A 21,225-nucleotide genomic window follows, 5' to 3' on the forward strand; every position below is an offset into this window, starting at 1 on the left:
TGCCGCAGCCCGCCGCCCGTGCGCATCCCGCGCGGACCGGCCGGCTCGGGCCGCCGCGCGACGCCTGATCCGGAGCGCCGTTGAACCCTTCCGCCGCCGTTTTTTCTTCCGACGCCGCTCGCGCCGCGAGCGCGTGCCCGGGGCTCGTGCGCATCGTCGCCGCGCGCGACGGCGGCCTGTGCCGGATCAAGCTGCCGGGCGGCGCGCTTCGCGCCGCGCAGGCGCGCGCGGTGGCGGCCGTCGCGCGCGCGTTCGGCTCGGGCGTGATCGAGGCGACCAATCGCGCGAACCTGCAGTTGCGCGGCGTGAAGGCGGGCAGCGAAGCGCGCGCGAGCCGCGCGCTGATCGACGCGGGGCTCGGGCCGCTCGCGGACGGCCTGCCCGCCGCGTCGCTCGATGCATGCGTCGCCGCGCGCGACGACGTGCGTAACGTGATGCTGAGCCCGACGGCCGGCCGCGATCCGCACGCGCTCGTCGACAGCGCCGCGCTCGCCGCGCGCCTTCTCGACATGCTGCAGACCGAGCCGCGCTGCGCCGCGCTGTCGCCGAAGTTCTCGGTGCTGCTCGACGGCGGCGAGCGGCTCGCCGCGCTCGATCACCCGCACGACATCTGGCTGTCCGCGCTGCGCGACGCACACGGAGACACATGGCTCGCGCTCGGCCTCGCCGGCTGCCCGCCCGTCGACGGCGAGCCCGTCGCGCCGCACGCCGGCGCGCTCGCCGCCGTCGCGCCGGCGCAGGCGCTCGCATGCGTGCGCGCGCTCGTGACGCGCTTCGTCGAGCGCGCGCCGGCGGGCGCGGCGCGCATGCGCGATCTGCTCGCGACGTGCGCGCCCGACGCGTTCCTTTCGGATGTCGAAGCAAGCTTGCCGTTCGCGCTGCGGCGCGGCGCGGAACTTGCCGGCTGGCGACGCGCGCGCGTCGACGCGTCGCTGCGTTTCGGCATCCTCCCCGAGCGGGACCCGGCGCGCCGCGTCGTCGGCGCGCAGCCGCCGCTCGGCCGGCTCGACGCCGACACGCTCGACGCGCTCGCGGCGCTCGCCGGCACGCACGGCGACGGCACGCTGCGCATCACGCCATGGCAAGGCGTGATGCTGCCCGGCGTCGCGCGCGACGCCGCGCGCGACGCGCTGGCGCGCCTGGCCGCGCTCGGCTTCGTCTGCGACGCGTCGGCGCCGCTCGCGCACGTGGTCGCGTGCGCGGGCTCGACGGGCTGCGCGCGCTCGCCCGCCGACACCAAAGGCGACGCGCTCGCGCTCGCCGGGCGGCTCGCCGCGCCCGTCGACGTGCACGTGAGCGGCTGCGCGCGCTCCTGCGCGTTGCCGCACGCGGCCGAGCACACGCTCGTCGCGAACGCGGCGGGCCGCTACGACCTCTATCGGCGCGACGGCGCGACGGGCTTCGGCCGCGCCGTCGCGCGCCAACTGACGATCGACCAGGCCGCCGCCGCGCTCGCGCGCGACGCGCGGCCCACTCAGGATGACTTGGATGCTTGACTACCTTCGCGACGGCGAAGCGATCTACCGCGAATCGTTCGCGACGATCCGCGCGGAAGCCGATTTGACGGGCGTGCCGCCCGACCTCGAAAAACTCGCGGTGCGCGTGATCCACGCGTGCGGGATGGTCGACATCGTCCGCGACCTGCGATTCTCCGACGGCGCGGGCGCGGCGGGCCGCGCGGCGCTCGCGGCCGGCGCGCCGATTCTGTGCGACGCGCGGATGGTGGCCGAAGGCATCACGCGCGCGCGGCTGCCCGCGGCAAACCCGGTGATCTGCACGCTCGGCGAAGCGGACGTGCCGCGGCTCGCGCGCGAGATCGGCAACACGCGCTCGGCGGCCGCGCTCGAACTGTGGCGAGCGCACCTCGCGGGCAGCATCGTCGCGATCGGCAACGCGCCGACCGCGCTCTTCCACCTGCTCGACATGATCGACGCGGGCGCGCCGCGCCCCGCCCTCATCCTCGGCTTTCCGGTCGGTTTCGTCGGCGCGGCCGAATCGAAGGCGCTCCTCGCGGCCGACAGCCGCGGCGTGCCGTTCGTCGCGGTCGCGGGCCGCCGCGGCGGCAGCGCGATGGTCGCCGCCGCCGTCAACGCGCTCGCCTCGGAGGCCGAATGACGCGCAACACCGGCCGCCTGTACGGGCTCGGCGTCGGGCCGGGCGACCCCGAACTCCTGACGATCAAGGCGCTGCGCGTGCTGCGGGCCGCGCCCGTCGTCGCGTATTTCGTCGCGAAGGGCAAGAAAGGCAACGCGTTCGGCATCGTCGAGACGCATCTGAGCGACGCGCAGACGCATTTGCCGCTCGTCTATCCGGTGACGACCGAGGCGCTGCCGCCGCCCCTTTGCTACGAAAGCGTGATCGCCGATTTCTACGACACGGCGGCCGCGCTCGTCGCCGCGCATCTCGACGCGGGCCGCGACGTCGCGGTGATCTGCGAGGGCGATCCGTTCTTCTACGGCTCCTACATGTACCTGCACGACCGCCTCGCGCCGCGCTACGACGCCGAAGTCGTGCCGGGCGTGTGCTCGATGCTCGGCGGCGCGGCGGTGCTCGGCGTGCCGCTCGTCTATCGCAACCAGAGCCTCTCGGTGCTCTCCGGCGTGCTGCCCGAGGACGAATTGCGCGAGCGCCTCGCGAAGGCCGACGCGGCCGTCGTGATGAAGCTCGGCCGCAACTTCGACAAGGTGCGCCGCGTGCTCGACGAGCTCGGGCTCGCGCGGCGCGCGCTGTACGTCGAGCGCGCGACGATGGCCGCGCAGCGGATCGTGCCGCTCGCGGACGTCGATCCGATGGCGTCGCCGTATTTTTCGCTGCTCGTCGTGCCGGGGGAAAAATGGCAAGGATGACGGCCGCGCCCGCGATCGTGATACTCGGGCCCGGCGCGCTCGAGACCGCGCGCCGGATTCGGGCGCGCTGCGACGGCGCGCGGGTGCATGCGCTCGCGGGGCGGCTCGCCGTCGGCGCCGATGTCGACGTCGCGTTCGCCGAGCTCGGTCCGCACCTGCGCGAGCTGTATGCGCGCGGCGCGCCGATCGTCGCGCTCTTCGCGGCCGGCATCGCGATTCGCTGCGTCGCGCCGTGCCTCGCCGACAAGGGCGCGGAGCCGCCCGTGCTCGCGGTCGCCGAGGACGGCAGCGCGGTCGTGCCGCTGCTGGGCGGCCTCGCGGGCGCGAACGTGCTCGCGCGCGAGATCGCCGGCGCGCTCGGCGTTGCGGCCGCGATCACGACGAGCGGCGAGCTACGCTTCGGCGCATGCGTGCTGAATCCGCCCGAAGGCTACGCGCTCGCCGATCTCGACGCGGGCAAGCGCTTCGTGTCCGATCTGCTCGCGGGCGAAAGCACGCGCGTCGACGGCGACGCGACGTGGCTCGACGGCGTCGCGCTGCCGCGCGACGCGCACGCGGCGCGCGTGATCCGGATCACGCCGCATGCGCCGCGCGGCGATGCGCGCGAGTTGCTGATTCATCCGCGCAGCGTTGTCTTCGCGTTCGGCGACGAGGGCTGCGCGGGCGACGGCAGCGCATGCGGCGCGTCGGATCGCAGCCCGACGGCGCACCCGGATGCACCGCGCTCGGGCGCAACCGCGCACGCCGCGACGCCGGGCCTGCCGCCGCTCGCCGCGCGCATCGTCGCGACGCTCGCCGCGCACGACTTCGCGCCGCTCGCGCTCGCGGCCGTCGTCGCGCCGGCGCGTCGCATCGCCGATCCCGCGCTGACCGACGCGGCTCGCGCGCTGCGCGTGCCGCTGCGCTTCGTCGAGACGGCCGCGCAGGACGCCGCCGGCGTGCTCGACGCCGCGCTGCCCGCCTCGCTCGCGAGCCGCCGCGTCAGCATGCCGCACGCCGATTCGACATCGCCCGGCGTCGCGATCGCCGTCGCCGACGCGCCCGTCGACGCCGACACGCTCGGCACCGCGCGCGGCCGCCTCACGGTGCTCGGCCTCGGCCCCGGCCGCGCCGACCTGATGACGCCCGCCGCACGCGCGGCGCTCGCCGATGCGACCGACGTCGTCGGCTACGCGACCTACGTGAACATGGCGGGCCCGTTCCGCGCGGATCAGCAGTTGCACCTGTCCGACAACCGAGAAGAGCTGCAGCGCGCGCGGCATGCGTTCGAGCTCGCCGCGCAAGGCCGGCGTGTCGCGGTCGTGTCGTCGGGCGACCCCGGCGTGTTCGCGATGGCGGCGGCCGTGCTCGAAGCGCTCGACGGATCGGACGATGTGCGCTGGTCGGCCGTCGAGCTCGACGTCGTGCCCGGCGTGTCGGCCGCGCTCGCGACGGCGGCCGAAGCGGGCGCGCCGCTCGGCCACGACTTCTGCCTGATCTCGCTGTCGGACAACCTGAAGCCGTGGGCGATCATCGAAAAACGCATCGATTGCGCGGCCGCCGCCGATTTCGCGCTCGCGTTCTACAACCCGGTGTCGCGCGCGCGGCCCGTGCAGTTCGATCGCGCGCTCGACATCGTGCGCCGGCATCGCGCGCCGGACACGGTCGTCGTGCTCGGGCGCGACATCGGCCGCCCCGGCGCGACGCTCGCGACGACGACGCTCGGCGCGCTGTCCTCGCAGCAGGTCGACATGCGCACGATGGTGATCGTCGGCTCGTCGACGACGCGGCGCATCGTGCGCGACGGCGCGCGCGAATGGGTGTACACGCCGCGCTGGTATCGCTGATCCCGAAGCGGAGTGAAGCGGCGCGCATCGCGTGTCGCGCCGCGCGTGACGAACCGGGCGCGGCGCGCATGCAGTCCGCGCCGCGATCGCATCGCTGCGCTCAATGCGCGCGATCATTTCGGATCGCGAATCAAGTCGCTCGCCAAACCTTGAATCCGAATAATAAAAAGAACGACTAACGATTCCATAATGCGGACGATTCCTCCATGATGTGCGAGCCGAAACGCCGACCGCCCATCGAGCGCGGCGGCGCGACGGCGATATGCAGGCCAGCATATCCACCCATCAACATGGAGAGAACAATGAACTTCAGCATGTCGTCACGCATCGTCCCGCGCGCGATCGCGGCGGGCTGTCTTCTCGCGGCCGCGGGCGCGTCGCACGCGGCGAGCGCTTACGCGCCGTACGTCGACGTGACGCTTTATCCGACGCCGCTCGTCGATCAGATCGGCGTGCAGCAAGGCATCCAGCAATTCATGCTCGCCTTCGTCGTATCGGGCGGCAACCAGTGCGCGCCGTCGTGGGGCGGCGTGCAGTCGATCGGCAACGGCGCGACGGGCGACCTGCTCAACACGATCGCGACGTCGGTGTCGAACTATCGCGCCAAGGGCGGCGACGTCGCGGTGTCGTTCGGCGGCGCGGCCGGCCTGCCGCTGATGCAGGCCTGCTCGAGCGTGGCCGCGCTGAAGAGCGCGTATCAGACCGTGATCGACACGTATAGCCTCACGCATGTCGACTTCGACATCGAAGGCGCGTCGCAGCAGGATTCGGCGGCCGTCGCGCGCAACTTCCAGGCGGTCGCGCAATTGCAGGCCGACTACGCGGCGAAAGGCAAGCCGCTGCACGTGACGCTCACGCTGCCGGCGATGCCGACGGGGCTCGTCCAGGACGGCCTGAACGTGCTGAACGCGGCGCTCGCGAACAAGGTGGCGCTCGATGCGGTGAACATCATGACGATGGACTACGGCCCCTCCGGCATCGACATGGGCGCGGCCGCGATCAGCGCCGCGCAGGGCCTCTATTCGCAGCTCGACACCGCGTACAAATCGGTCGGCCAGCCGCAGACCGACGCGCAACTCAAGCAGCTCGTCGGCGTGACGCCGATGATCGGCGTGAACGACGTGCAGGGCGAGACCTTCACGCTCGCGAACGCGCAGAGCGTGCAGACGGCGGTCGCGAACAACAGCTACGGCTTCGTCGGCATCTGGTCGATCACGCGCGACAAGCCGTGCGACGGCGGCTCGCAGTATGCATCGCCGATCTGCTCGGGCGTCGCGCAGCAGCCGTACGCGTTCTCGTCGATCTTCAAGCAACTGGGCGCGCACTGGGGCTCGGGCGTCACGCAGGACCCGAACTACGGCGGCGGCTCGGATGGCGGCGGCAAGCCGCAGCCGGGCGCGCCGTGGTCGCCGACGCAGGTCTACACGGCGGGCGCGACGGTCACGTATCAGGGCACGACCTATCAGGCGCAATGGTGGACGCAGGGCGACATTCCGGGGCAGTCGTCGGTGTGGAAGCCGGTCGGCGGCAACTCGCCCGCGTGGTCCGCGACGACCGCGTATCCGGGCGGCGCGTGCGTGATGTATCAGGGTGCGAAGTACTGCGCGAAATGGTGGACGCAGGGCGACGTGCCGACCGCGGGCGGACCGTGGGCGAAGGCCTGACGGCGGCGGCCGGGCCGCGCGGCGACGCGCGCTAGCCGGCCGCCGCGCGGGATCGGCGCTCGTGCGGGCCGCTCCCGCCTGGCCGGCGATGCGCGTCGCCGGGCAGGATGCTCGGCTCGTTCGGCGCCCGGAATGCGGGAATTCGGGAACGCGGCGGCGGTGCGAAGCACGTGGCGTACGGCGGCTCTGCCGCCGGATACGCGCGGGGGCGACCGGTTTGTCGCGCTCGCGGCGCGATTCGCTGCGTTCACGTTGCCGCAACAGATTCTCGCTGACGACGTTCTCGCCGACGACGTCATATCCTTGTGCGCGAACCTTTGTGTCACGTGGCATGCGACCGACGCTGTCCGTCAAAACGTCGCCGGGCATCGTTCCGGCATCGCCAACACGCGCGGGCGCGCGACGCGAATATGACGATCGGACGATGGAACGATGCCGCGCGGCTGCAGTATGCTGGGCACGTCGCTTTTTTCCGGAGTCGCCATGAAACGCTACCTGCCGTGCGTCGCCGCCTTCTGCTTCGCGCTACCCGCCGCGCATGCCCAAACACAGACCTACCACTTCGACGAAGGCGGCACGACGCCGACGGGCGTCACGTCCCAGCCTGCCTCGGCACCCGCTCAGGCGCGCACGCATCAGGCCAAGCCGCATCGGCATTCCGTGCACCGCAAGAAGCACCACCGGACGCACCGCCGCGCCCGCAGCGCGCAGCGCGACAGCTTCTATTCGCATCCGTGACGTTCGTGGCGTTCGTGGCGTTCGTGGCGCTCGTGGTGCTCATGGCGCTCGCGGTGTTCGTGGCGCGCCTGCCCGTTCGATCGGCGCGGTCACGGCGTCGCCCGGACGGGCCGCGGCTTCGCGCCAACGGCGGCCGCAAGCGCGCCTGACGCGCGCTCGAGCTCGAACGTCTCGCGCGAGCGCGGCGCGGCGGATGTCATCGATGCGCCCGGTTGTGCGAGCTCCGGCGGCTTACTCGCGATCTTGCTGCCGCGATCTTGCAGTTGCGCCGGACGCTCCGCGATTCGCCCGAGCCCGACCTTGCAGGCGCCGGCCGCCGATCGGATGCGTCGCGCGGCGACATGCCCCGCCGCGCAACACGTCGGCGACGGGTACATGACGTGGACGGCCGCGTCATGCCGCTTGCTGCCGCACGTGCTTCGCAGCGCAAAGGGAGCGATTACGCCGCGTGCAGCGCCGCGATCCGCGCATGCAGCCATTGGCGCAACGCGTCGATCTCTTCGATGCACACCGAATGCGGCATCGGATACGCGTGCCAGTCGACGCTCGCGCCCTTCCCGCGCGCAAAATCGCGCGCGGCCTCGCCGAGCGCGATCGGCAGGATGTCGTCGTCGGTGCCGTGCGCGGCGAAGATCGGCGTCGCGCGATTTGCGTCGGCGAGCCGCTCGTCGATGAAGCGCGGCGACGGAACGTAGCCGGACAGCACGATCAGGCCCGCGAGCGCGTCCCGATGCGTGAGCCCCGCCGTGTAGGTCATCGCGCCGCCCTGCGAGAAGCCCGCGACGAAGATCCGCGATGTCGGAATGCCGCGCCGGTTCTGCTCGTCGATCAGATCGCGCACGGTCGCGCACGATGCGTCGATTCCCGCTTCGTCGACCTGCCGGTTCACGCCCTCGAACGACAGGATGTCGTACCACGCGCGCATCACATAGCCGTTGTTCGCGGTGACCGCGATCTCGGGCGCGTTCGGGAACACGAAGCGCACGGCCGGGCCGTTCGCGATCCGCAGCTCGGGGACGAGCGGCACGAAATCGTTCGCGTCGGCGCCGAGGCCGTGCATCAGGATCACCGCGAACGCGGGGTTGGGGCCGGTTTCGATTTCGATCGTCGGCTGGTCGTCGAGCATGCTGAGGCTCCGCGAGATGGGATGGATGGGGAAAAGCGCATCGATGATCGCATATCGCCGCGGCAATCGACTGCCGCGCGCGGTATGGACGGCCGGCGCGGCCGCGGCGTGCGCCGGCACCGCGATCGCCCGAGCGTCAAGCGATCCCGCGCGCGAGCTCATCGGGCGTGGCGAGCGTCGCGCCCCATGCATGCGCGAGCCGCTCGCAGCGGCCGAGCCGCACGGCCGCGTCGTCGAAGTCGACGACGACGATCCGCTCGGCGAGCGCCGGCCGCGCGGGCGCTTCGGCCGTGCGCCCGTCCGACAGCAGCCATACCCAGCGCCGCTGTTGCGGGCGCCGGCGCGCCGCGCGCGCGAGCAGCCGCGCCGCGGCGTCGATGCCTTGCGCGAGCGGCGTGCCGCCGCCGCCGCCGACGGGGGCGAGCCAGCGCTCGTTCCACCAGCGCGGCACGGCGGGCCCGAAGCGCACGTCGGCCGAGCCGCCGCCGAAGCAGACGAGCGCCGCGTCGGCGCGCTCGCGCGCCAGACAATCGAACAGCGCGACGACGAGCCCCTTCGCGCGCGCGAGCCGCTCGGCCGTCAGCATCGACGCCGAGCAGTCGAGCACGAAGCAGTGGAGCGCGCCGGGCGCCCCCGTCTGCGGCCGGTAGCGCAGATGATCGGCGCGCAGCGCAGCGCCGCGCGTCGCGGCGAGTGTCGCGCGCCACGCGATGCGCGCGCCGGGGCGGCCCCGCGCGTCGTCCGTGCGCATGCCTCGTTCGAGCCATCGAAGTCCGCTGCCCGGCGCGTTCGCGACGGCAGCGGCGGCATCCGTCCGATGGCTCAGCGTTTTTTTGGCGACAACGGGATCACGCCCTTGACTGGCGTCATGCCCGCCGGCTCGGGCGGCAGGTAGCCCCAGTCGCCGTCGTCAGTTTGCGGGGGGCGGCCGCTTTCGCGTGCCGCATCGCGATTGCCGGCTGCGTGCCGCGCGGTGCCGGTTGCGGCGGGCGATCGCTCGCGCGGCGAACCGGCGCCGCTTGCACGCCGCATGTCGTCTGCGTGAGCGTCAGCCGCGGCGTCGCGCGGCGGCGCGTCGAGCCGCGCCGAATCGCTCGCGCGGTCGGTTTCGCCGGCGCGCGCGGATTCGCGCCGCCCGGCCCGCGCGCCCGCTTCATCCTCCGGCCGCGTGCGCCGATGCCGCAGCACGTCGGCCGCGACGCGCTCGACATGCGCCGCCTCGACGATCGTCGCGCCTTCGAGCGCCGCCAGCGCCCGCGCCGCGCGCAACATTACGAGGTCGCCGCGCAGGCCGTCGACGGCCGCGTCGATGCAACGTTCGGCGACGCGCGCGTGCGCGTCGTCGCCGAACGCGAGCGCCGGCAGCGCGGCGCGTGCGCTGCGAATCCGTGCGACGAGCGCGGCTTGCGCGTCGCGGTGTTGCGCGCGGAATGCGTCCGGATCGAGGTCGAACGCGAGCCGTGTCTTGACGATCCGTTGCCGCGTCGCCGCGTCGTAGCAGTTCGCGAGCTCGACCATCAGCCCGAAGCGGTCGAGCAGTTGCGGCCGCAGCTCGCCCTCCTCCGGATTCATCGTGCCGACGAGCGCGAAGCGCGCCGCATGGCTGTGCGAGATGCCGTCGCGCTCCACCGTGTTGACGCCGCTCGCGGCGGCGTCGAGCAGCGCGTCGACGAGCGCGTCCGGCAGCAGGTTGATCTCGTCGACGTACAGCACGCCGAGATGCGCGCGCGCGATGAGGCCGGGCGAGAAGCGCACCGCGTTGTCGGCGAGCACGCTCGCGAGGTCGAGCGAGCCCGTCACCTGCTCGTCGGTGGCCGACAGCGGCAGCGTGACGAAGCGCCCTTCGGGCAGCAGCTCGGCGAGCGCGCGCGCGGCGGTCGATTTCGCGGTGCCGCGCGGGCCGCTGACGAGCACGCCGCCCAGGCCCGGATCGACGGCGACGAGCAGCAGCGCCTGCTGCAGCGCCTCCTCGCCGATCAGCGCGGAAAACGGATACGCGGCGGGCAGCGCGCGCTCGTCGGATGCGGCGGCCGCCGCGTGCGATGGGTTCGTGTCGTTCACGTGGCTTCCCGTGATGGTGACGGTTGCATGGCGCGCATCGTGCGCGAGGTTCGGATCGACCGGGCGGTTTGCGGCGCGTGCGCGGGTGCGTGCGCCGCCGTCGCGCCGTTCGCCGCATCCGGTGCGCGCGCGCCGTGCGCCGATCGCGCCGCCTTGTTCATTGCCGTCGCGCCGCACGCGGCGCGCCCGCCTGCAATCGCCCGGGTGCTCATCGCCGCGCCCCTTCGAGCCGCTGCTCGCTGTCGAGCAGATAGCCTTCGATCGCGTCGCGGTGCACACCCGGCGCTTGCCACAGGCCGCGCTGCATCGCCTCGACGAGGCGCTCGCAGATCCCGTGCAGCGCGTGCGGATTGTGCCGCTCGAGGAACGCGCGCGTGTCGGGGTCGTGCAGGTACGCGTCGGCGACGAGCGCGTATTGATGATCGGCGATCACGCGCGCGGTCGCGTCATAGCCGTACAGGTAGTCGACGGTCGCCGCGATCTCCGCCGCGCCCTTGTAGCCGTGCCGCTTCACGCCGTCGATCCACTTCGGATTGACGACCCGCGAGCGGATCACGCGCGCGATCTCCTCGCGCAGCGTGTTCATGCGCGGCGCGGCCGGATTGCTGTGGTCGCCGTGATAGAGGCTCGGCTGCCGCCCCGACGCGTGGCGCACAGCGGCCGCCATCCCGCCGTGGAACTGATAGTAATCGTTCGAATCGAGGATGTCGTGCTCGCGGCTGTCCTGGTTCTGCACGACGGCGTCGATCGTCGCGAGGCGCGCGCCGAACGCGTCGTGCGCGGCCTCGCCCGCGCTGTTCTGCGCATACGCGTAGCCGCCCCAGGTGCGGTACGCGTGCGCGAGATCGGCATCGGTCTGCCAGCGGCGGCCGTCGATCAGCGCCTGCAGCCCCGCGCCGTAGCCGCCCGGCCGCGCGCCGAACACGCGCCAGCCCGCGCGCCGGCGCGCTTCGTCGGCGGGCACGCCGCGCGCGACGAGCGCGTCGGTCTCGCGCCGCACGCGCGCGCGAACCGGGTTCAGATGCTCGGGCTCGTCGAGCTCGGCGACCGCCTGCACGGCCGCGTCGAACAGGTGCATGACGTTCGCGAACGCATCGCGAAAAAAGCCCGACACGCGCAGCGTCACGTCGATCCGCGGCCGGTCGAAGATCTCGATCGGCAGGATCTCGAAATCGGTCACGCGATGGCTGCCGTGCGCCCACTTCGGCCTCACGCCGAGGAGCGCGAGCGCTTGCGCGACGTCGTCGCCGCCCGTGCGCATCGTCGCCGTGCCCCACACCGACAGGCCGACCGCGCGCGGGTAGTCGCCGTGTTCCTGCAGATGGCGCTCGATCAGCTGCTGTGCGGATTTGAGGCCGATCGTCCATGCGGCCTGCGTCGGCACCGCGCGCGTGTCGACCGAATAGAAGTTGCGGCCCGTCGGCAGCACGTCCGGCCGCCCGCGCGACGGCGAGCCGCTCGGCCCCGGCGGCACGAAGCGGCCTTCGAGGCCGCGCCGCAACTGGCGCAGCTCTTCGTCGCCGCATGCGTCGAGGCGCGGCAGCACGTCGCGCGCGATCCGCTCGAGCACCGCGTGCGTGTGCGGCCAGTGCGCGGCGACGTATGCGGGATCGGCGAAGTCCGTTGCGTTCGATCGCGGCGCGGCGTTCGGGAACGCGGGGCTTGCCGCGGAATCGTCATGCGCGGCGTGGGCGGCCGGCCGCCCCCCGGCGCGCGGCTCGACGCCTGTCGGCGCGTCGCCGTCCTTCGCCTGCGTGGGTTGCGCCGCGTGGGCGGCCGACGCGCGATCCGCCGTCTGCCGGTCCGCCGCGCGGATGCCGCGCTCCGTCGGGCGGCCGTGCGGCGCGCGGCCGTTCGCGGGCGCGCCGCGAAGCGTTGCCGAACGCGCCGCGCCATTCGGATCGCGCTCCGCGCCGCGCACGTCGCGCGAATTCGCCACGCACGCGTCGGCCGCGTATTCGCCGTCGTCGCGCGCACCGTGCCGGCCACGCGCGCGATCGGGCGCGTCGCCGCCGCACGCGTCGGCATGGCTGCCGTCGTCGCGCGCGCCGGTCGATCCGCGCGCGGAATCCGGCGCGTCGCCGCCCTCCCCGCATATCCGCTCGATCAGCCGGCGCGCCAGCCCTTCGAGCCGCTCTCGCGTGTCGCCCGCGTGACGCCACGGCTCGCCGCTCACCGCACGCAACGCGTCGGGCCGCGGCCCCGTCCACGGCGCGGCCCAGTCGGACGCGAGCGGATCGAAGTGCTCGCCGAGCGCGAGATCGCGCGCGAGCGCGCCGATCAGCCCCGCGTGCTCGCCGCGCCCGTCGCCCGACGGAAAGCGCGCGAGCGCGACGAGCGTATCGCGCCGCTGGCGGCCGCGCGGCGAGCTGCCGAACGTGTGCAGCCCGTCGCGGATCTGCGCCTCCTTCAGCTCGCAAAGCCACGCGTCGACGCGCGTGAGCAGCGCATCCTCGGCATCGCGCCCGCTGGGCGGCGCGATGCTCAGCTCCTCGTGCAGCTTGTGCTCGACGATCGTCTCGAGGATCGTCTCGCGCAGCACCTTCGCGCGGCGCGCGTCGACCATCAGCGCATCGTAGTATTCGTCGACCTGCCGCTCGAGATCCTGCAGCGGCCCGTAGTTTTCCGCGCGCGTGAGCGGCGGCATCAGATGGTCGACGATCACCGCCTGCGCGCGCCGCTTCGCCTGGCTGCCCTCGCCCGGATCGTTGACGATGAACGGATACAGGTGCGGCATCGGCCCGAGGATCAGGTCCGGCCAGCACGCGGGCGACAGCGCGACGCTCTTGCCCGGCAGCCATTCGAGATTGCCGTGCTTGCCGACGTGGACGAGCGCGTCGATGCGAAACGCGTCGCGCAGCCAGAAATAGAACGCGAGATACGCGTGCGGCGGCACGAGATCGGCGTCGTGGTAGTTCGCGTAATCGTCGTCGCCGCGCGAGCGCGACGGCTGCACGCCGACGAACACGTGGCCCGCGCGCCAGCCGGAAATCGGGAAGCGCCGCTGCCGCAGCGTCGGGTCCGCTTCGGGCGGGCCCCAGCGCTCGTTCAGCGCGTCGCGCGCCGCTTGGGGCAATTGCGCGAAGCGGCGCAGGTAATCGTCGAGCGGGTAGCTCTGGAACGCCGGGCGCAGCGCGCGCGTCGACGGATCGTTCGTCACGCCTTCGGTGATCCGCGCGAGCAGCGCGTCGCCGTCTTCGGGGAGCTCGCCGATCCGATAGTCTTGGTCGCGCAGCATCGCGAGCACCGCGAGCGCGGACGCCGGCGTATCGAGCCCGACGCCGTTGCCGATCCGCCCTTCGCTCGCCGGATAGTTCGCGAGCACGAGCGCGACGCGCTTGTCCGCGTTCTCGAGCGTGCGCAGCCGGCACCAGCGGCGGCTCAGCTCGGCGACGAACGCGATCCGCTCGTCGTCCGGCTGATAGCGCACGACGTCGACCTCGGTGTGCGGGCAGCGGTACGCGAGCCCCTTGAAGCTCACCGCGCGCGTGACGATCCGCCCGTCGACTTCCGGCAGCGCGACGTGCATCGCGATGTCGCGCGCGTTCAGGCCGTGCGGATCGGCGAGCCATGCGTCGCGATTGCCGCCCGACAGGATCACCTGCAGCACGGGCGCGTCGCCCGCGAGCACCTCCGGCTCGTCGGCGCCGAGCGCGCCCGCCGCGAACGCGGTCGTGTTCAGCACGAGCGACACGTTCGCGTCCGCGCACAGCTTCTCGACGACCGCGCGGCTCATCGCGTCCTTGAGCGACGTCACCGCGATCGGCAAAGGGTTGAGCCCTTCTCGCTCGAGCGCGGCGGCAAGCGCGTCGAACACCGCGGTGTTCGCGGCCTGCCAGTGCGCCTTGTAGAACAGGATCGCGACCACGCGCGCATGCTCGCGCCAGCGCGCGCGCCAGTCGTCGAGGCTCGGGCTCGCGAGCGCCGGATGATAGAGCGCGGCGGCGGGCAGCGGGCGCGGCGGCTCGGGCTCGTCGCCGACGCCGAGCGCGTGGTGCGCGATGCTGCGCAGCAGCGCGCGGGCGTTCGCGGGCCCGCCCTCGCGCAGATAGCGCCACCACAGCCGGCACAGCTCGGGCGCGACCGTGCTCTTCGCGATCAGGTTCGGATCTTCCTGCAGGTCGCCCGAGAACATCGCGAGCTGCTGCCCGGCGCGCGCCGCGAGCGCGACGGCCTGCTCGATCCCGTACGGCCAGTACGTCTCGCCGCCGAGGTGGTCGATCACGACGGCGCGCGCGTGACGCAGCACGTCGTCGACGTAGAAATCGACCGACGCGGGCTGCCTCAGGAACGTCACGTTCGCGAGGCGCACGCTCGGAAAGCCGTCGCCGAGCGTCGGCACGACGCTCGCGAGCAGCGACAGCGTCGTGTCGGCCGAGCTCAGGATCACGATGTCGGCCGGACGCTGGTCGATCCGGACGACGCCCTGCGTATCGTCGACAAAGCCGCCCGGCGTCGTGCGCAACAAATGCATCGCTCTACTCCGCGCCGCGCGGCATCACGCGGCCTGCGCGCGGGCCGCGAGCGCCGCGTCGAACGCGCGCTGCAGCGCGGCCGCGTCGAGGTCCTCGCCGATCAGCACGAAGCGGCTCAGGTCGGCTTCGCCGTCGCGCCAGCGGCGGTCGAAATAGCTGTCGAAGCGCCGGCCGACGCCCTGCACGACGAGCCGCATCGGCGCGCCCGGCAGCGCGGCGAAGCCCTTCACGCGGTAGATCGTGTGCGCCTCGACGAGCGCCGCGAGCGCCGCGAGCGCGGCCTCGCGCGAGCTCACGCGCGCCTCGACGACGACCGAATCGAACTCGTCGTGGTGATGATCGGGATCGTCGGCCGAGCCGTGGTGATCGTGGCGCAGGTGAATCGTCTCCTCGGACGCGGCGTTCAGGCCGAGCAGCGTCGCGAGATCGAGCTCGCCGCGCTGCGCGCGCACGATCTTCACCTGCGGCGCAATCTCGTCGCGGATCGTCGTCTCGACCGACGCGAGCGCGCCGTCGTCGAGCAGATCGGTCTTGTTGACGATCACGAGATCGGCCGACGACAGCTGATCGGCGAACAGCTCGTGCAGCGGCGATTCGTGATCGAGGTTCGGGTCCGCGCGGCGCTGCGCGTCGACGGCGACCGGGTTCTCGGCGAACTGGCCGAGCGCCGCGGCGGGCGCGTCGACCACGGTCAGCACCGCGTCGACGGTGAAGCTGTTCTTGATCGACGGCCAGTTGAACGCCTGCACGAGCGGCTTCGGCAGCGCGAGGCCGGACGTCTCGATCAGCACGTGGTCGATGCCGGCTCGGCGCTCGACGAGCTTTTCCATCACCGGATAGAACTCTTCCTGCACGGTGCAGCAGAGGCACCCGTTCGCGAGCTCGTAGAGCTGGCCGTCGGCTGCGCGGCCCGCTTCGTCGCAGCCGAAGCCGCAGCCCTTCAGGATCTCGCCGTCGATGCCGAGCTCGCCGAACTCGTTGACGATCACGACGATGCGGCGGCCGCCCGCGTTCTGGAGGATGTGGCGCAAGAGCGTCGTCTTGCCGCTGCCGAGAAAGCCCGTGACGATCGTCACGGGAATTTTGCGCATTTGCATGGTGGTTCCGTTGGTCGGTATCGGTTCGAATCGGTTCGATGTCAAGGCGGCCGCGAACGCGCGGCTCATGCGGAGATCGTCACGTCGATGTCGTCGTAGCGCCTGATCCGGTAGATGAGCGCCGAGACGGCCCAGCTCGCGACGAACAGTCCGATCACGAAATAGCCGAGCACGCCGAAGTGCTCGGCCGCCATCGCGACGAAGTCCCAGAGGCCGCCCTTGAGCGCGAGCTTGTCGCCGACGAGGGCGAGCGCCTCGATGCCGCCGATCACGACCGCCACGAGCACCGACACGAACGTGATCGTCATGTTGTAGTAGATCTTGCGGATCGGCCGCACGAACGCCCAGCGGTACGCGCCCATCATCATGATGCCGTCCGTCGTGTCGACGAGCGTCATGCCCGCGGTGAAGAGAACGGGCAGCGCCATCACGGACCAGAACGACAGCCCGCCGTGCGCCTGCGTGGCCGAGATGCCGAACAGCGCGATCTCGGTCGCTGTGTCGAAGCCCAGGCCGAACAGGAAGCCGATCGGATACAGGTGCCAGCTGCGCGACACGATCGCGAACAGCGGCCGGAAGATCCGCGCGAAGAAGCCGCGCCGGTTGAGCAGCAGGTCGAGATCCTGCTCGACGAGCGGCTCGCCGCGCCGCACCGCGCGGAACGTCCGGTGCACGGAGATCAGGATCAGCAGGTTCGCGAACGCGAGCACGAGCAGGAAAAACGCCGACACGCTCGTGCCGATCACGCCGCCCCACGCCTTCATCCCTTCGAAGCGCTCGGCGAGCGTCGCGGCCGTCAAGGCGACGGCGACCGTCATCAGGATCACGACCGTCGAGTGGCCGAGCGAGAAGAAGAGCCCCGCGCCGAGCGGATTCTTTTTCTCGTGCATCAGCTTGCGCGTGACGTTGTCGATCGCGGCGATGTGGTCGGCGTCGACCGCATGGCGCAGCCCGAACGTATAGGCGAGGAGCGCCGTGCCGAGCAGCACCGGCTGGCCGTGGAACGCGGCGAACGCCCAGATCCACGCGCCGACGTTGAACGCGATCAGCAGCGCGTAGATGCCGACGATCTTGCTGCGGAGCTCGGCGGGGCTGTCGTTGAAGAGACGGAGAAACGATTTGAGCATGGCGCTCCCTTTGCGAACCGGTCGACAAACAAGACGAATGCCAACACGCGCGACATCGCGCGCGATGCGCGTGCCGCCGCGCCCGGTTCGTCGTCCGTCCGCGCGCACTGCGCGCCGCTGCGCATTTGCAACGCGCGCGTTTGCGACATGCGCATATGCAACGTGCGCGCCGGCCGCTCGCGCAGATGCGACTCGCGCGGCGCGGGCCGAAGCACGCGGCACCGGACGGGGATGAGCCAGGCAAGGCGGCGTCGAGCGACGCGATGAAGCCGTGGACGACGCGCCGCATCCCCGCGGCGCTGAACCCTGGGGCCGCTCGCCGTCGCGGCGGCGGATGCGCTCGAACGGCGAACGGGCCCCGTGTCTCGGCCGGTATCCGGGCTGACGAAAACGCCGCTTCACCTTCCCGGACGCGATGCGTCCAGTGGTTGGCCGCGCATGCCGGCGGGCATGCGGAGAAGCGGGCGCCGCATCGCTCGCGCGATGCCTTCGCTTACCGTTGCGGGGGCAGCGCAGGTTGGCGAGCCGCGACGCGGCGACGCTCCCTGCTTCCCGTTTGACTGCGTGCGACAAGAACCCGCACGCGAGCACCGAAACGCGAGCGAGTGTAGGCGCGCGGGCGCGGTGCGTCAAGGCGGACAAAAGGCGCGGAAGGACGACGCGGGCGCGGCGGGTGTCGCGCAGCACGGCGGCTGGAACACGTCACGACCGATGGCGGGCCGGCGCGCGAGCGGCGTCGATCGCCGCGCCGCGGCCGAAGCGGCGCGTCGATCGGAGCCGCGCCGGATCAGCCGACACCGCGCGCCGGATGCGGCGTGTCACGGCTGCCCGGCGCGCGAGCGGGCGCAGACGGCGCTCGCGCGCGCAAGCCGGACGCCGCGCCGACGGCCGGCTCGCGCCGCCCCGCGCGGTCGGCCCGGTCGGCCGCCTGCGCATGCCGCGCTGCCCGCGCCGCCCGCCCGGCGCGATCCGGGCGGAGCCGTCGGCCCTCGCCGGCCGCGAGCGCCGACGCCCGCTGCCCGCCCGCCGCGCGCCTTCGGCGGCGTGCCCTCGCGTGTTCGGCGCTGTGCTATCGTATGCGCGCGTTCGGTGCTCGAGCGCGCGACCCGCGCGCTCAGTCAAACGGGAAACAGGAAGCGGCGAGCCCGCGCAGCCTGTGCTGTCCCCGCAACGGTACGCCGCCTGCGACGCGCCCGCCGCGTTCGCGCATTCCGCCATCGCGCCACTGTCCTCGCCACGGACGGGAAGGCGGCGGAATGGCAAGCGGCCAGCCCGGATACCGGCCGACGCAAGGGGCGAGCCGCGCTCGCCGAACGCCCGGTTCCGCGGGGGACGGAACCGGGCGCGCAACCCACGCAGCATGACGCGCCGGCTCGCGAGCCGGCCGTCGATGGCCGAGGCCGCATGACTCCATTCGCTCCAAGCCGCCGGAACCCGCGCGAGCGCGACTCGCTCGCGCACCGCCCGATGATGCGCGTCGCGCTCGGCATCGGCTGCCGCGCGGGACGGCCCGCCGATGCGATCGAGGCCGCGATTCGCGCCGCGCTCGCGCAACTGCCGGATGCGTCGCTCGCCGACGTCGGCGTGGTCGCCACGCTCGACGCGAAGGCGCGCGAGCCGGGCCTCGTCGAATGCTGCGCGCGCAACGGCTGGCCGCTCGCCGCGTTTTCGCGCGACGAGATCGCCGCGCAGCTCGCGCGTTTCGCCCGCGACGCGCGGCGCGCGGCCGGCGCCGCGCCGTCGCTCGCCGCGCGCGCGCGCTTCGGCGTCGACGGCGTCTGCGAGCCATGCGCGCTCCTCGCCGCGCCGAACGGCGCGCTCGTCGTGCGCAAGCTCGCGCTCGACGGCGTGACGGCGGCGCTCGCCGGCCCGCTGTAACGCGCGCCCTCTTCCGATCCACGAACGACACGACTCACAGGACTCCAGTCGATGAAAACCGATTCCGAATCGCATCAACGCATGGCCGAGCGCCGCCGCGCGGGCCACGAGAAAAAGCAGGCGGCCGCGACCGCCGAGAAAGGCCTCTTGATCGTCCACACGGGCAACGGCAAGGGCAAGAGCACGGCCGCGTTCGGGATGGCCGTGCGCATGCTCGGCCACGGGATGCGGATCGGCGTCGTGCAGTTCATCAAGGGCGCGCTGCATACGTCCGAGCGCGATTTTCTCGGCGCGAACGCGCAGTGTGATTTCGTCACGATGGGCGACGGCTACACGTGGAACACGCAGAACCGCGACGCCGACATCGCGACCGCGCGCCGCGGCTGGGACGAGGCGCGCCGGATGATCGAAAGCGGCGACTACCGGATGGTGATCCTCGACGAGCTGAACACGGTGCTCAAGTACGAATACCTGCCGCTCGACGAAGTGCTCGCGACGCTCGCCGCGCGCGCGCCGACGCTGCACGTCGTCGTGACGGGCCGGCACGCGCCCGACGCGCTCGTCGACGCGGCCGATCTCGTCACCGAGATGCGGCTCGTCAAGCATCCGTACAAGGAGCAAGGCGTGAAGGCGCAGCGCGGCGTGGAGTTCTGACGCGATGCCCGCCTGCCCCGCGCTCTTCGTGAGCGCCGCCGCGTCCGGCCAGGGCAAGACGTCGGTGACGGCGGCGCTCGCGCGCCATCACCGGCGGCTCGGGCGGCGCGTGCGCGTGTTCAAGACCGGCCCGGATTTTCTCGATCCGATGCTGCTCGCGCGCGCGAGCGGCGCGAGCGTCTATTCGCTCGATCTCGGGATGGTCGGCGAGCGCGGCTGCCGCACGCTGCTCGCGCGCGCGGCGGCCGACGCGGACGTGATCCTGATCGAAGGCGTGATGGGGCTCTTCGACGGCACGCCGTCGAGCGCCGATCTCGCGCAGGCGTTTGGCGTGCCGGTCGCCGCGGTGATCTCCGCGCAGTCGATGGCGCAGACCTTCGCCGCGCTCGCGTTCGGGCTCGCGCGTTTCCGCCCCGGCGTGCCGTTTCACGGCGTGTTCGCGAACCGCGTCGGCTCCGAGCGTCACGCGCAGCTGCTGCGCGGCGCGCTGCCCGCCTCGATCCGCTGGCTCGGCCATCTGCCGCGTGACGCACAGATCGCGCTGCCGGAGCGGCATCTCGGGCTGCATCAGCCGGACGACGTCGCCGATCTCGATGCGCGCCTCGACCGCGCGGCCGACGCGATCGCGCACACGGCGCTCGCGGAATTGCCGCCCGTCGTCGAATTCGCGTTCGAAGCGGGCCGCGACGGCGGCGGCACCATCGCGACGCCGTGCGCCGCTCACGCCCGCCATCGCGCGCCTTCGACGCCCCGCGCCGCCGACGATCGCGACGATGTCGCGGCGGCGGCGAATGCGGCCACCGAGGCGAACGAGGCCAATGAGGCGGATGAGGCGGATGAGGCGGATGAGGCGGACGCCGCCGATCGTGCGCGCGAAACGATCGCGGCGGCCAATCACTCGGACGGCGACGGCGACAGCGCCGCGTCCGCCGCGCCGGCCCGCGCGACCAACGACGCCGCGTCGCGCCTCGCCGGCAAACGGATCGCGATCGCGCGCGACGCGGCGTTCTCGTTCATCTACCCGGCGAACCTCGATCAACTGGAGGCGCTCGGCGCCGAGCTCGCGTTCTTCTCGCCGCTCGCCGACGAGCCGGTGCCGGACGGCGCCGATGCGCTCTATCTGCCGGGCGGCTATCCGGAGCTGCACGCGGCGCGGCTCGCGGCGAACGCGACGGCCGCGCGCTCGATCGCCGCGCACGTGGCGGCGGGCCGGCGCGTCGTCGCGGAATGCGGCGGCATGCTGTACCTGAGCGATTCGCTGACGGACGCCGACGGCGTGAAAACGCCGATGCTCGGCCTGGTGCCCGGCCACGCGGCGATGCAGCGGCGCTTCGCCGCGCTCGGCATGCAGACGCTCGCGACGCGCTTCGGCGCGATGACGGGCCATACGTTCCACTATTCGCGCTTCGCGACGCCGCTTGCGCCCGCCGCCGCCGCGACGCGGCCGGACGACGGCGCGGCGGGCGAAGCCGTGTATCGGCACGGCCCGATCGTCGCGACCTATCTGCATGCGTACTGGCCGTCGAATCCGCGCGCGGCGGCGGCGCTTTTCGCGGGCGACATGCTCTGACGCGTTGCCGCCCGGCTCGGGCAGCCGGGTCGCGCCCGCCGTCATGCCTCGCCGGGCGGCAACGCGGAATTGCAACGCGGGGTTGAATTTCAGCAGGCCGCGCGTTCGCGCCGCGCCGCGGCAGCCGCTCCGCACATGCGCGGCAGCCGGCCGGCGCGACGCT

16 protein-coding genes and 2 riboswitches are annotated in these 21,225 nt (G+C 72.7%); of the genes, 9 read left to right on the forward strand and 7 right to left on the reverse strand.

What is annotated here, in order from left to right:
• Positions 1-80: 80 nt before the first annotated feature.
• From cobG to cobJ, 4 genes are read left to right on the forward strand one after another with little or no spacing between them, the layout of a single operon-like run.
• Positions 81-1,496 carry a precorrin-3B synthase gene (gene cobG / locus WS78_RS09680; RefSeq protein ID WP_059574954.1) on the forward strand — a complete coding sequence of 472 codons (1,416 nt, stop codon included), beginning with the start codon at positions 81-83 and terminating at the stop codon, positions 1,494-1,496.
• Positions 1,489-2,115, forward strand: a complete 627-nt coding sequence (locus WS78_RS09685; protein WP_059574956.1) for a precorrin-8X methylmutase — start codon at positions 1,489-1,491, stop codon at positions 2,113-2,115. The genes cobG and WS78_RS09685 overlap by 8 nt, the downstream gene beginning before the upstream one ends.
• Positions 2,112-2,846 (forward strand): precorrin-2 C(20)-methyltransferase, encoded by a 735-nt coding sequence (locus WS78_RS09690; RefSeq protein WP_059574958.1) that lies wholly within the window; start codon positions 2,112-2,114, stop codon positions 2,844-2,846. The genes WS78_RS09685 and WS78_RS09690 overlap by 4 nt, the downstream gene beginning before the upstream one ends.
• Positions 2,843-4,672, forward strand: a complete 1,830-nt coding sequence (gene cobJ, locus WS78_RS09695; protein ID WP_059574960.1) for a precorrin-3B C(17)-methyltransferase — start codon at positions 2,843-2,845, stop codon at positions 4,670-4,672. Before WS78_RS09690 ends, cobJ begins: the two co-directional genes overlap by 4 nt.
• Before the next feature lie 175 nt (positions 4,673-4,847).
• Here the strand turns inward: cobJ and WS78_RS37015 are convergent, their stop codons facing one another.
• Entirely contained in the window at positions 4,848-4,988 is a 141-nt protein-coding gene (locus WS78_RS37015; RefSeq protein ID WP_162836166.1) for a hypothetical protein, read from the reverse strand.
• Between WS78_RS37015 and WS78_RS09700 the strand changes: the two genes are divergently transcribed.
• Positions 4,975-6,336, forward strand: a complete 1,362-nt coding sequence (locus WS78_RS09700) for a chitinase (RefSeq protein ID WP_059574962.1) — start codon at positions 4,975-4,977, stop codon at positions 6,334-6,336. The two genes, WS78_RS37015 and WS78_RS09700, sit on opposite strands and share 14 nt — an antisense overlap.
• A gap of 483 nt (positions 6,337-6,819) precedes the next feature.
• Entirely contained in the window at positions 6,820-7,074 is a 255-nt protein-coding gene (locus WS78_RS09710; protein ID WP_059574966.1) for a hypothetical protein, read from the forward strand.
• A gap of 439 nt (positions 7,075-7,513) precedes the next feature.
• On the opposite strand, the gene WS78_RS09720 is transcribed toward WS78_RS09710, so the two are convergent.
• The 6 genes from WS78_RS09720 to WS78_RS09745 form a co-directional block, all read right to left on the reverse strand.
• On the reverse strand, positions 7,514-8,200 hold the full coding sequence (locus WS78_RS09720) for an alpha/beta hydrolase (protein WP_038743043.1): 687 nt from the start codon (positions 8,198-8,200) through the stop codon (positions 7,514-7,516).
• A gap of 136 nt (positions 8,201-8,336) precedes the next feature.
• Positions 8,337-8,951: a vWA domain-containing protein gene (locus tag WS78_RS09725; RefSeq protein WP_038743045.1), complete on the reverse strand. Its 615-nt coding sequence runs from the start codon at positions 8,949-8,951 to the stop codon at positions 8,337-8,339.
• A gap of 71 nt (positions 8,952-9,022) precedes the next feature.
• Positions 9,023-10,261 (reverse strand): ATP-binding protein, encoded by a 1,239-nt coding sequence (locus tag WS78_RS09730; RefSeq protein ID WP_038743319.1) that lies wholly within the window; start codon positions 10,259-10,261, stop codon positions 9,023-9,025.
• A 208-nt stretch (positions 10,262-10,469) separates the two neighbouring features.
• Positions 10,470-14,735, reverse strand: a complete 4,266-nt coding sequence (cobN, locus tag WS78_RS09735) for a cobaltochelatase subunit CobN (protein WP_059574971.1) — start codon at positions 14,733-14,735, stop codon at positions 10,470-10,472.
• 24 nt (positions 14,736-14,759) lie between these two features.
• Positions 14,760-15,833 (reverse strand): cobalamin biosynthesis protein CobW, encoded by a 1,074-nt coding sequence (cobW, locus tag WS78_RS09740; protein ID WP_038743048.1) that lies wholly within the window; start codon positions 15,831-15,833, stop codon positions 14,760-14,762.
• 65 nt (positions 15,834-15,898) lie between these two features.
• Positions 15,899-16,960 (reverse strand): HoxN/HupN/NixA family nickel/cobalt transporter, encoded by a 1,062-nt coding sequence (locus WS78_RS09745; RefSeq protein ID WP_038743049.1) that lies wholly within the window; start codon positions 16,958-16,960, stop codon positions 15,899-15,901.
• Between the two features lie 350 nt (positions 16,961-17,310).
• Positions 17,311-17,570: riboswitch (cobalamin riboswitch) on the reverse strand.
• 459 nt (positions 17,571-18,029) lie between these two features.
• A riboswitch (cobalamin riboswitch) is annotated at positions 18,030-18,262 on the forward strand.
• 165 nt (positions 18,263-18,427) lie between these two features.
• Between WS78_RS09745 and WS78_RS09750 the strand changes: the two genes are divergently transcribed.
• Genes WS78_RS09750 through WS78_RS09760 form a run of 3 tightly spaced genes read left to right on the forward strand, consistent with a single transcriptional unit; the run spans position 18,428 to position 21,062 of the window.
• A complete protein-coding gene (locus tag WS78_RS09750; RefSeq protein ID WP_038743051.1) occupies positions 18,428-18,838 on the forward strand; it encodes a cobalamin biosynthesis protein in 411 nt (136 codons plus the stop codon).
• Positions 18,839-18,889: 51 nt separating this feature from the next.
• Entirely contained in the window at positions 18,890-19,492 is a 603-nt protein-coding gene (cobO, locus tag WS78_RS09755) for a cob(I)yrinic acid a,c-diamide adenosyltransferase (RefSeq protein ID WP_038743052.1), read from the forward strand.
• Positions 19,493-19,496: 4 nt separating this feature from the next.
• Complete coding sequence (locus WS78_RS09760) at positions 19,497-21,062, forward strand: cobyrinate a,c-diamide synthase (RefSeq protein WP_059574973.1); 1,566 nt, start codon at positions 19,497-19,499, stop codon at positions 21,060-21,062.
• The last annotated feature ends 163 nt before the right edge of the window (positions 21,063-21,225 follow it).

It is taken from the genome of Burkholderia savannae (assembly GCF_001524445.2).
Lineage (GTDB): Bacteria > Pseudomonadota > Gammaproteobacteria > Burkholderiales > Burkholderiaceae > Burkholderia > Burkholderia savannae.